This is a genomic window from Brachyspira catarrhinii (assembly GCF_005518285.1).
GTDB lineage: Bacteria > Spirochaetota > Brachyspiria > Brachyspirales > Brachyspiraceae > Brachyspira > Brachyspira catarrhinii.
Window position 1 is genome coordinate 1 of record NZ_SJDU01000030.1, and the last position, 12,322, is coordinate 12,322.

Consider the following 12,322-nt stretch of genomic DNA (forward strand, 5'->3'; position numbering starts at 1 on the left):
TGTTATTGGATGCGTTCTTTATTTAGAATGTATCCAATATATTTAATTTAATTATTAACTATTAAAAAAAGATTAAAAAATAAAAGGTTATAAAATTGATGAAATATAGCGATAAGGCTGAAGAATTAGAATTAAAGAATAAAAAATTAAAAGATAAAAGAGACGAAGAAAAAAATTTGGTTCTTCTTATGATAAAAATATTTTGCAAGTCCAATCATAAAAAAAATAATTTATGTTCCGAATGTATCGAATTATATAATTACGCTTCGTGGCAGATTGACAGATGCAGATTTATGGAAACCAAAACTTTTTGCAGCGCTTGTCCTTCTCATTGCTACAAAAAAGATATGCGGGAAAGAATAAGAGAAGTTATGATTTTTTCTGGCAAAAGAATGATTTTTTATCATCCGATACTCGCTTTCAAACATTTATTTATAACTTTAAAAACTAAAATAAAATTAAAAAAACAAAGGAGTAATTAAAATTGAGAGTTATATTAATAATTTTAGGTTTTATTTCTATGGGAATAGGAATTCTCGGAATAGTAGTGCCGATTTTACCGACTACGCCGTTTTTACTTTTGGCTTCTTTCTTTTTTGCGAAAGGCTCGAAAAGATTTCACGATTGGTTTATCTCTACGAAAATTTACAAAAAATATTTGGAGAGTTTTGTTCAGTCGAGAGCTATGACTTTGAAAAATAAATTAACTATACTTTTGCCCGTAAGCTTAATGCTTATAATCACTTTTATATTCGTAAATAATTTGCATGCGAGAATAGTTTTGGTAATTTTGTTTATTGGAAAGTATTTATATTTTTTCACTCAAATAAGAACCATAACGGAAGAGGAAGAGTCGGAGCTTAAAAAGAATAGAGACATTGCAAAAGAAAACGGAAATTTAGAATAATTAAACTAATTAAACGATTAATAAAAAATAAAATAAAGAATAAAAGGATAAAATATAATGCAGATAAATAAATTTTTAATAATAAGCGCAATATTTTTAAGTTGTTTTGCAAAATTATATTGCGAGGAAACTAACGGAAACAATAAAAAAGGATTACAATCTCCTTTGGATAATAGATTTTTTTCTATAGGTTTATTCAGCAGCGCCGATTCGGTTAAAACGAGCGTTAACTTGGAATTCGGTTTTAAGTTATTTAAATTCAATAATTTTGAAATGAAAAGCTATACTTCGATAGTAGGCTCAAAAATATACGATGACAGTCCGCAAATGTATGAATTGGGCTTTATGGAAAAAATAACTTTTGGAGGAGTGGACGAATATAAAGATAAAATAAGCGTTGGAAGATACGGATTTGCGTTCGTAAGTTTGGGCGCTCTTTCTTTTAACGCCAATAAAGACAGCAAATTTTTATTCTCAAAGCCTCTTTATTGGGAAGTCGGAGGCGGAGCTGGTTTCAATATAAATATAAGCAGGCATGTTACGATATTATTGGAATTTGGCGGAGGCTTGCATATTGTAGTCGATGGCAAAAATTTAGGCTATCCTTCAAAAATAAATAAAGCTGGTTTTGGCAGAATAAGTTTGGGCGGAAGGTATTATATTAATTAACTCGCTCTATCGTTTTTCATTTGATAAATTTTATCGGCAATATTTAAAGTCGATTCTCTATGCGAAACTAAAATTATCGTTCTATTTTCGCTATTGTCTTTAATCGATTTTAATATAACGGCTTCGTTTAAGCTGTCCAAATTGCTTGTAGGTTCGTCCAAAAGTATGAAAGGAGCTTTATGCAAAAAACTTCTTGCGATGCTTATTCTCTGTTTCTCTCCTCCAGATAAAGTGTCCCCAAGCTCGCCTACTTCCGTGTCGTAATTTTTTGGTAAAGTCATTATAAAATCATGCAAAGACGCTTTTTTGCAGGCTTCTATCACTTCTTCTCTTGTCGCGTTATAATCCGCGATTTTTATATTATTTTCTATAGTGTCTTTAAATATTGAAGTATCTTGTGTTGCGTAGCTCTCCATATTTCGCAAAGAGTTTGTATTTATTTCTTTTATGTCGGCATTTGAAATTTTTAATTCTCCTTTTTTTATATCCCAAAAACGCATTAATAATTTTAATAAAGTAGATTTTCCGCTTCCGCTTTTTCCTTTTATTCCGATTATTTTATTCGTTTCTATATTCAAATTATAATCTTTCAATATTTCCTCTCCGCCGTAATCGAAATAAATATTTTTGCATTCCGCTCCTTCAAATTTTAAATCCTTTCCGTTATAAACTTCTTCCACAATTGGTTTTTCTGATAGCAAATTAAGGACTCGCTCTCCGCTCGCCAAAGTAAAAAATAAATTATTCGACAGATTGCTTAAAGCTATGACGGGACCGAAAGAGCTTGCCATAGTTATTACGGGAATTATTATATTTTTAAAATCTCCGTCTTTCGCCGTTAAATAACTTATTATTAATATAGCCAAAGTAAATATTAAAATCGCCGAATTTGTCAAACCGCTAATTATTCCTTCGTAGTTTTTTAATTTTTTATTTATATTCATCAAATCGTCAGTTTTATTTTCAATTTCTTTATTTCGTTTTTCTCCGCATCCAAATTGAAGAATTTCTTTTATTCCCCATAAACTATCTAAAAAATAACTGTTTAATTTTCCAAAATTTTCTCTATATTCCATTCCATATTTTTTTCCAAATTTTGAAGAAAAATAAGGAATAAAAAATCCAACCGTCAAATAACCTAAAAAAGCGACAATTCCCAAAACAATATTGAAGATTCCGATAAATATTGTCATTATAATAGAAGTTAAAATTCCTATTGCAATTGGCGATATCGTATGAGCGTAAAACACTTCAAGTAATTCTATGTCGCTCGTTATCAAGGCTATTAAATTTCCTTTGTCCATTCCTTCGAGTTTCGCGGGAGATAGTTTTCTTAAAGCTACAAATATTTTATCTCTTATCAAAGCTAAAAGTTTGAAAGCTATATAATGGTTACTTAACTGTTCTATATAATGAAAAACTCCTCTCAAAATCGCTATAATAAAAATCAAAATAAATATATTCTTTAAATTGGAATTGGAATTTATAAAATCAATTATTCCGTATCCGCCGAGTATTGTTATAAATATCGCGCATAAAAATCCCAAAACTCCCGTTATAATCGCAAGAATCATAATATGAATAAGTGGCGCTATCAAATCTATAAGTTCCGCCATAATTTTAATTCCATTTCTACGCATTTTTTATCTCTCCTTTAGTTATGCTTTCAAGTTTTGTCTGTTCGTTATAAATTTTCGCATATTCGCCGTTTAATTTTATAAGTTCTTCATGCGAGCCTTCTTCTTTTATAATTCCGTCTTTTAAAAAATAAATTCTATTGGAAAATCTGCAATTATATAATCTATGTGAAATCAATATTACAGTTTTTGTTTTTGCAATATATCTTATTATATTTATAATATTCTCTTCGCTTTCCACATCCACATTTGAAGTAGCTTCGTCAAAAATATATATGTCGCCGTCATAAAGTATCGCTCTTGCAATAGACAGTCTCTGTTTTTGTCCGCCCGATAGATTCGAGGCTTTTTCCGTTATTTTTGTTTTTAGTCCGTTTTCGTCTTGTAAAAAATCGTATAATCCCACTCGTTTTAATGTTTTGTTCATTTTTTCTTCGGTTATATTTTCTCCCGCCATTTTCAAATTCTCGTAAACATCGCCTTCAAATAAATAACCGTTATGGTCTACTACGACTATTTTTCTTGCTAAATCGTTTTTGTCTATAGTCGAAAATTCTATATTGCCTATTTTTATAGAACCAGAATAATTTTCGTTTCTTAAAGATATGAGTCCCGCCAATGTGCTTTTGCCCGAACCCGATTGCCCGACTATAGAAATAAAACTTTTTTCTTTTATAGTCATATTTATATTTTTTAGAATAGTTTTATCTTCGTTATAAGCAAAATTAAGATTATTAATTATAATATTTTCGTTTTTGGAATCAATTTTATTTATTCTTTTATTGTCTTCTTCCAAATCTAATATTTCAAACATTTTCTCGCTTGCAGAAATTCCGTTCATAGCGATATGAAAGAAAGAACCTAAAAGTCTCAACGGAATAAAAAATTCCGCCGAAAGCGTTATAATCGAAAAAGCTCCCGCCAAATTTATATTTCCGCTTACGAATTCTCTAACCGAAATTATTATTCCAAGCGCAGCTCCTCCATAAGCTATTATATCCATTACCGTAATAGAATTAAGCTGCATTTTAAGAACATTCATAGTGGCTATTCTAAAATTTTCAGCCTGAATATTCATTTCTTTGTTTTTTCTTTCGTCCGCTTGATATATTTTTAAAGTGGTTAACCCTTGTAAATTTTCTAAAAACACTTCTCCCAAATCGCTATAACTACCCCAATATTTTTTTAATATTTTTTTAGCGATTTTTACTATTAATATTATAGATATCGGAATTAACGGAACGCATAAAATTAGGACGATTGACGCTTTTACGCTTATGGTAGATAAAACGGCAAACAAGATAATCGGAGATATGACGCTATAGAAAAACTGAGGCAAATATCTTCCGAAATAAATTTCAAGCTGGTCTACTCCTTCCATAGATATTTGAACTATTTCGCTCGTTGAAAATTTTTCTCTGTAAGAAATTCCAAGATTTAAAAGTTTGGAATAAATTTTTTCTCTTAAAGTTTGCCTTACTTTGCCTGAAGAATAATAAGACATTTTAGCGATAAGAATATTCGATATAAATCTTAATATTATAACGATTATAATTCCTAAAGAAACTTTTATTATATCCGCGTTTGAAATATTTTTTTCGTAAACTTTTTGCAAAAAATCCGCTATTAAAAATATAGCGATTATATTAAGCGAAAGATTTATTAATTGAAATAATACATGAAAACCTATAAATTTTTTAGCGTTTCCCATTAGCTCGATTAATCTTTTATTTATCATAAATTTACTTTCCTTAAATGAAATATAAAATTCAAAAATTAAACTAAAAACAAAAATGTTTGATTGATATAACATTTTACAATTATATTAAATAATTGCAATTGAATTTTTAATATAATTATAGTTATTGACAAATAAATTATAGTTGTTATAATTTATTTAATTTGAAACTCCTCAATATTGAATAACGCCAACCTAGCTCAGTTGGTAGAGCAACGCATTCGTAATGCGTGGGTCGTGGGTTCGACTCCCATGGTTGGCTTATTTAATTATTTGAAGCGTTAAATTTTAAATAAAAAATGATTGACATTTTTAAATAAATTGTTATCATATAGATATATATTAACTGATTTAAGGAGAATGCAATGAAAATTACGCTAAAAAACCCAACCCAACCCAACCCAACCCGCCATTAATATATATATAATAATATTCGTTAGTCTTTTAAGTTTATTTTCTTTAAGCTGTTCTAAAAATAACATAAACGGTTTAGAAAAATACAACGGCAATGTATATGTAAGTCTAAACGCCGTAAATTCCTCTGGCGATAAAATTACGGAAGCTAATGAAAATAGTTATTATAGATGGTTAGCCGTTAAAAATGGTAGGGTATATTATGATATAAGCGCGACTAAAACTCAAGGACCTAGTTTTTCGGGAGACGGAGGCGATGTTCAATTTCTTGCTCCAATATATTATAATTTAAGTGGCTCTGGAACTTCTTATAGCGAAACATCAATCGAAGAATACTATGAATTTATAAGAACATTGGAGTTTTCTGAAGATGGTAATTCGGCAACATTTACCGAAACTATTAATCATAAAGGAAATGAACCTTCTTCGACTACATATACCGATACTTTCAATATATGGACTAAAGAATAAAAATTAAAAATAAAATTAACTAACATAAAATAAGCCGAGTTCTTAATCTTAATTGATTAAAGACTCGGCTTTTTAATATTTTCAAATATTGCTTTGAAATCATTATAAAATTTATTATTATTAATAACGATAAAAATTTGAAAAATATCAAAAATTAAAATATAATTTATTATCTAAAAAATTATTAGTATCGAATTACGGAGTTTTTATGGAATATAATTTCACTACCATCGAAAAAAAATGGCAAAAATATTGGAAAGAAAATCAATCTTTCAAAACTGTCTCAAAACCTAAAAATAAAAAATATTATGTTTTGGAAATGTTTCCCTATCCTTCGGGCAAGATGCATATGGGACATGTTTCAAATTATACTATAGCCGACTCCATAGCTCGATATTATAAACTCTTGGGCTACGATATTTTGCATCCTATGGGTTGGGACGCTTTCGGTATGCCTGCGGAAAATGCGGCGATAGACAATAAAACTCATCCCGCCGAATGGACTTTGAAAAATATAGAAAATATGCGAAAACAATTAAATCTGCTCGGCTATTCTTACGATTGGGATAGAGAGGTTACCACTTGTTTGCCCGATTATTATAAATGGGGGCAGTGGTTTATTTTGAAAATGTTTGAAAAAGGACTTCTTTACAGAAAAGGCGGAGAGGTTAATTATTGCGAACATTGTAATACGGTTTTGGCTAACGAACAGGTTTCTCCCGAAGGAACTTGTTGGAGATGCGATAACGAAATCACAAAAAAGAAATTGGAACAATGGTATATAAAAGTCACCGATTACGCCGAACAGTTGGACGCGGATTTAAAACTGCTCGATGGAAACTGGCCCGACAATGTTATAGCGATGCAAAAAAATTGGATTGGCAAAAGCGTTGGAGCGAATATTAATTTCAAATTGGACGATGGCAAAGATTTTCCAATATTTACCACAAGACCCGACACGATTTACGGAGTCACTTATATGGCAATCGCTTGGAATTACGAAGGACTTTTGGATATATGCGCCGAAGAACAGAAAAAATCTGTTGAAAAGTTTATTAAAAAATCTGCAAAAATAGACCAAAAAGCGGATTATGAAAAGGAAGGCGTTTTCACGGGAAGATATGTTATAAATCCTTTCAATAATCAAAAAGCGCCTCTATACGCGGCAAATTTCGTTTTAGCCGAATACGGAAGCGGAGCGGTTATGGCGGTTCCAGCTCATGACCAGAGAGACTTTGAATTTGCAAAAAAATATAATATTCCAATAAAAGTCGTTATTCAAAACGAAGATAATTCTCTCAAAGCGGAAAATATGACGGAAGCGTATATCGAAGACGGAAAAGCGGTTGATTCGGATATATTAAACGGACTTTATACTAAAGACGCCATTAAAAAAGCGATAGAATACGCCACAGAAAAAGGTTTTGGCAAAGAGCAAGTGCAATACAAACTCAGAGATTGGTTAATTTCAAGGCAGAGATATTGGGGAAATCCTTTGCCTTTCGTTCATTGCGAAAAATGCGGAATAGTTCCCGTTAAAGAATCCGATTTGCCTATAACTCTTCCAATGGATATAGAATTTACCGTTGGAGAAAATCCTCTCAAAAAATCCGAGTCTTTCGTAAATACCACTTGTCCAAAATGCGGAGGAAAAGCGAAAAGAGAAACGGACACTATGGACACTTTTACTTGCAGTTCTTGGTATTACGCGAGATATACGGACGCTCATAACGATAAAGCGCCTTTCGATTCGGATATAGCGAATTCATGGCTTCCTATAGACCAATATATAGGCGGAATAGAACATGCATGCATGCATTTACTTTATTCGAGATTTTGGTTTAAGTTCATGCGAGATATTGGGCTTGTTAAAGAGGACGAACCTTTTAAGAGACTTCTAACTCAAGGAATGGTTTTATCGAATAGTTATGAATCGAGAAAATTAAAAAAATTCTACACTCAAGAAGAGATGAATAATAAAGAGTATGAGAAAGACGGAATAACTAAAGACGATATAATAATAAAAATGGAAAAAATGTCGAAATCGAAAGCCAACGGAGTCGACCCCGCGGAAATTATAGAATTATTCGGAGCGGACGCAGTTAGAATATTCGTTATGTTCGTTTCGCCTCCAGAAAAAGATAAAGAATGGAGCGATGACGGAGTCAAAGGTTCGGCAAGATTTTTGAATAGAATTTGGAATTTGTTTATCAAATATAAAGACGAAAATAAAAAATCTTTCGATTATAATAATCTTTCAAAAGAGGCTAAAAGTTTATACAGAAAATATCATAAAACGATAAAAAAAGTGACAATCGACATAAAAGACAGATTTCATTTCAATACGGCTATTGCTTCTTTGATGGAACTTCTTAACGATATGAGCGCGTTAAAAGTAAATTCGGAAGAAGAATATTCTATGTTTAGAGAAATCATAAGAGGCTATTTGATTTTACTTAATCCGATAGCTCCGCATATAACGGAAGAGATTTTTGAGATATTAAAATTCGGAAATACGATTTTAAACGAAACTTGGATTAATCATAATGAAGAATATTGCAAGGACGACACATTCGAACTTGTTTTTCAAGTGAACGGAAAAATCAGAGACAGAATCGAAGCGGAAATCAATATATCCGAAGAAGACGCCAAAAAATCCGCTCTTAAAAGCGAAAAAATAAAACAGTTTATAGACGGAAAAGAAATTATTAAAGTCGTTTATGTTAAAAATAAGTTGGTTAATATTGTTGTGAAGTGATAAGTCGGTTTTATTATTTAAAAATTAACTAATCAAATGACAAGTGCAATAATGCCCGCTTCCTATCTCTTTAATTTTAGGCTCTTCGGTTTTACATTTTTCTATTCTCTCTTTGCATCTTTCGTAAAACATGCATCCTTTATGTGATTTTAACAAATCGGGCGGGACTCCTTCAATAAATTCCAATTTACTAACCGACTTTTTTAATCTCGGAGTAGCGGCAAGAAGTCTTTTCGTATAAGGATGTTTCGCGTTTTTATAAATATCTTCGTTTCTGACAATTTCCGCGATTTTTCCGCCATACATTACGCAAACTCTGTCGGCAATTTCCGATTCCAAAGCCAAATCATGAGTTATAAATATAAAAGACAAATCGAATTCTTTTTTTAATTTTTTAAGCAGATTTATTATTTGAGCCTGAACTATTACATCAAGCGCCGTTGTAGGTTCGTCCAATATTATAAGTTTAGGTTTGAGAAATAAAGCCGCCGCGATAACCGCTCTCTGTTTCATGCCTCCAGAAAGTTCATGCGGATATCTGTTTGCCACGCTCGAATGAAGCCCTATATAACCCAAATATTCTTCAATCAATTTCAACGCTTCCGATTTATCCATTTCGACATGCCTATTTAAAGTTTCAAGCATTTGTTTTCCGATTGTATAAACGGGAGTGAGAGAATTCATAGCGCCTTGAAAAACCATGGATATTTTAGCCCATCTTATATTTTTTCTAATATATTCTTCTTTTAATTCGATAATATTTTCTCCGTCAATTATGATTTTTCCGCTTTCGTATTTTCCAGGGACGGAAGGCATTCCAAGTAAAGAAGTTCCGAGACTCGTTTTACCGCATCCCGATTCTCCGACTATTCCCAAAGTTTCGCCTTTCTTCATATCAAAACTAATATCGTTTATCGCTTTCACTTGTCCTTTGGATGTATGATAAAACATTTTTAAATTTTCTACTTTTAATAAATCGCTCATAATTTTTATTCTTTATTATTTTTAATTTGTTAATATTAAATATTATGTTAATTATATAAATTAATGCTCATAAATGCAAGATAATATTTTTTTCATTTTCGACATTGCAATAAATCTATGGCTAATTAAATTTTTTTCTTCGGCTTTCATTTCGGCGTAAGTCATATTAAAACCTTCTGGCATAAAAATCGGGTCGTATCCGAAACCTTCGAATCCTCTCGGGCTTTCAATTATTTTCCCATCGACTTTTCCTTCCAAAGCTATATAATATTTTTCGTTTAGCATGCAAACAGCGGATGTGATAAAATAAGCGGTTCTGTCTTTTTTGTCTTTCAATTCTTCCAAAATCATTTGCATTTTTTCTTTATAGCTTAAATTTTCTCCTCCGTATCGAGCCGAAAATAATCCTGGTTTTCCTCCGAGAGCGTTAATGCAAAGTCCCGAGTCGTCCGCTAATGACGGAATTTTTATTTTTTCGTAAACCGCTTTTGCCTTTATCAAAGAATTTTCCATAAATGTTTTTCCGTTTTCTTCGATTTCCATGTCGGCGGGCATTGGCGATATTTCTTTGACGCTATCTTTTAAAATAAATTCAATTTCCGATAATTTATGTTTATTCGCTGTCGCTATAATTAATTTTTTTATCATATTTAATCCGTAATTAGTAATGTTGAAATAATAACATAAATCAATAAAATAACCATAATAAAATTTGATTTTGAATTTAAAATAATGTATAATTAATAAGAATAAATTTCGAGCAAAAATTATGAATAAAGATTTAAATTTAATGAAAGAAATAAAAATAACGGATATAGAAAATATAAAAATCGGAAATGCAGAAGACGAAAAAGCTGGAACGGGCTGCACGGTTATAATTTGCGAAAGAGGAGCTATAACGGGACTCGATGTGCGAGGCGGAGGACCAGCCTCACGAGAGAGCGAAGTTACAAAACCTTTCGCGTTCGCCGAATTTATTCATGCCGTTTTACTAAGCGGAGGAAGCGCTTTCGGTTTGGATGCGGCGGGCGGAGTAATGAAATATTTGGAAGAGAGAAATATAGGATTCGATGTCGGCGTCACAAAAGTTCCTTTGGTTTGCGAATCCTGTATATTTGATTTGCAAGCGGGAGATTGTAAAATTCGTCCTGATGCAAAAATGGGTTATCAAGCCTGCATAAACTCCGAAAAAAATAATATTCGAATGGGAAATCATGGAGCGGGAACGGGAGCTACAGTCGGAAAAATATTAGGAATAGATTTTGCAATGAAATCTGGACTCGGATTCTACGCTTTACAAATCGGAAATTTAAAAGTCGGCGCTATAGTTTCTGTTAATGCTTTCGGAGATATTTTCGATTATGAAAGCGGAAAAATGATAGCGGGAGTTCTTAATAGAGATAAAAACGGATTTAGGAATTCGGAAGAGGAATTGATAAAAATTGCGGAAAATAAAAATTTGTCTTTCGATATAGAAAATAATATAACTACAAACACGACTATCGGAGCGGTTATAACGAACGCAAAATTTACAAAATCTCAAATGGGAAAAATCGCTTCGATGTCTCATAACGGATTTGCAAGGACTATAAAACCCGTTCACACGACTTTAGACGGAGACAGTATTTATGCAATGTCGGTTGGAGATGTGAAGGCAAATTTGGACGCTGTCGGAAGTATTGCGGCAATAGTTATGGGAAAAGCTATAAACTCGGCTATAATCAATACAAAATCCGCTTACGGTTTCAAGGCTTATAACGATATAGTAAAATAGATTTTATTATTTTGGATTGCTTCGATAAATCTCGCAATGACAATGCAGTAATTATTTAGTCATTGCGAGCGAATATAAAGAAGCGAAGCAATTTAAAAATTTGTCGTTTTCTACTCTAAAAATATATATTGAATATTAAACGAATATATTATATAATTACTTTCTAAATTAATTTCGTAAATCATAAAATTTAAATTAAGGAAAATAATAATGGCTAAACTTTCGCATTTGGAAAAAGAATATATTAAAGCTAATCATAAAAATAAAACGGTTGACGAACTTTCAAAAAAATTGGAAAAAGACAAAGAGCTTATAGAAGAATATATAAATAATTTGCAAAATAAAAATAATAAAAAAAATTCCGAAGACGATAAAAAAACTAACGCTATTAAAAATTTACTTAAGAGAATATTTTTTGAAGATAAAGAAAAATCAGAACCTATTTATAAAAAATATTCAATAAAACCTTATAGGCTTTCAAAAATTGATTTCATATTCGCGTCCGTTTCTTTTTTATTTGCTTTCTTTTTATATTTATTCACTCTAACTCCTTCGCTTTCCGCTGGCGATAACGGAGAGCTTACGACTGCAGCGTATTTTTTGGGAGTCGGACATGCCCCGGGCTATCCGTTTTATACTTTGATGTCGAAATTATTTACTTATATTCCGTTTGGAAATATCGCTTGGAGAACGAATTTATTTTCTGGAACTTGCGCCGCAATTTCAACGATATTCTTTTATTTGATTATGGCAAAAGTTTTGGGGCAAAATAGAATTGAAAGAGGATTTTCGCCTATCGTTCAAATTCCAGCTTTGCTTTCTTCCGTAGCATTCGCAATCTCCGACAATATGTGGGCGCAGGCTACGATGGCGGAAGTTTATAGTTTGAATATATTGCAAATAGCTTCTATGCTTTTGATACTCGTTTATTGGTTCGAGGCAAATAAGATTTATATTCTCTGAGTAATCC

Annotated in this window: 9 protein-coding genes, 1 tRNA gene and 1 pseudogene; 7 read left to right on the top strand and 4 right to left on the bottom strand. The window is 31.6% G+C overall.

The annotated features are described in order from the left end of the window. The first annotated feature begins 98 nt into the window (after positions 1-98). The 3 genes from EZH24_RS02115 to EZH24_RS02125 are packed head-to-tail and all read left to right on the top strand — an operon-like array spanning position 99 to position 1,576. On the top strand, positions 99-482 hold the full coding sequence (locus tag EZH24_RS02115) for a nitrous oxide-stimulated promoter family protein (protein ID WP_137997489.1): 384 nt from the start codon (positions 99-101) through the stop codon (positions 480-482). A gap of 2 nt (positions 483-484) precedes the next feature. Continuing rightward, the gene (locus EZH24_RS02120; protein ID WP_137997490.1) at positions 485-907 is read left to right on the top strand and encodes a YbaN family protein; all 423 of its coding nucleotides are present in this window, start codon (positions 485-487) and stop codon (positions 905-907) included. A gap of 57 nt (positions 908-964) precedes the next feature. Next, on the top strand, positions 965-1,576 hold the full coding sequence (locus tag EZH24_RS02125) for a hypothetical protein (protein ID WP_137997491.1): 612 nt from the start codon (positions 965-967) through the stop codon (positions 1,574-1,576). On the opposite strand, the gene EZH24_RS02130 is transcribed toward EZH24_RS02125, so the two are convergent. Both EZH24_RS02130 and EZH24_RS02135 read right to left on the bottom strand, forming a co-directional pair. After that, positions 1,573-3,216 (bottom strand): amino acid ABC transporter ATP-binding/permease protein, encoded by a 1,644-nt coding sequence (locus EZH24_RS02130; protein WP_137997492.1) that lies wholly within the window; start codon positions 3,214-3,216, stop codon positions 1,573-1,575. The two genes, EZH24_RS02125 and EZH24_RS02130, sit on opposite strands and share 4 nt — an antisense overlap. Continuing rightward, positions 3,209-4,951, bottom strand: a complete 1,743-nt coding sequence (locus tag EZH24_RS02135) for an ABC transporter ATP-binding protein/permease (RefSeq protein ID WP_137997493.1) — start codon at positions 4,949-4,951, stop codon at positions 3,209-3,211. Before EZH24_RS02135 ends, EZH24_RS02130 begins: the two co-directional genes overlap by 8 nt. 189 nt (positions 4,952-5,140) lie before the next feature. Here EZH24_RS02135 and EZH24_RS02140 point away from each other — a divergent pair. Both EZH24_RS02140 and leuS read left to right on the top strand, forming a co-directional pair. Beyond that, positions 5,141-5,213, top strand: a tRNA-Thr gene (locus EZH24_RS02140). An 831-nt stretch (positions 5,214-6,044) separates the two neighbouring features. Beyond that, positions 6,045-8,594 (top strand): leucine--tRNA ligase, encoded by a 2,550-nt coding sequence (leuS, locus tag EZH24_RS02145; RefSeq protein ID WP_137997494.1) that lies wholly within the window; start codon positions 6,045-6,047, stop codon positions 8,592-8,594. Positions 8,595-8,618: 24 nt separating this feature from the next. Here leuS and EZH24_RS02150 read toward each other — a convergent pair whose 3' ends face one another. Together EZH24_RS02150 and rdgB are read right to left on the bottom strand one after the other, a co-directional pair. Beyond that, the gene (locus EZH24_RS02150; RefSeq protein ID WP_137997495.1) at positions 8,619-9,578 is read right to left on the bottom strand and encodes an ABC transporter ATP-binding protein; all 960 of its coding nucleotides are present in this window, start codon (positions 9,576-9,578) and stop codon (positions 8,619-8,621) included. A gap of 60 nt (positions 9,579-9,638) precedes the next feature. Further along, a complete protein-coding gene (rdgB, locus tag EZH24_RS02155; protein WP_137997496.1) occupies positions 9,639-10,226 on the bottom strand; it encodes an RdgB/HAM1 family non-canonical purine NTP pyrophosphatase in 588 nt (195 codons plus the stop codon). Positions 10,227-10,368: 142 nt separating this feature from the next. Between rdgB and EZH24_RS02160 the strand changes: the two genes are divergently transcribed. After that, positions 10,369-11,352 (top strand): P1 family peptidase, encoded by a 984-nt coding sequence (locus tag EZH24_RS02160; protein ID WP_137997497.1) that lies wholly within the window; start codon positions 10,369-10,371, stop codon positions 11,350-11,352. 210 nt (positions 11,353-11,562) lie between these two features. Further along, positions 11,563-12,294, top strand: a pseudogene (locus EZH24_RS02165) (glycosyltransferase family 117 protein); the annotation flags it as partial. Positions 12,295-12,322 lie beyond the last annotated feature (28 nt).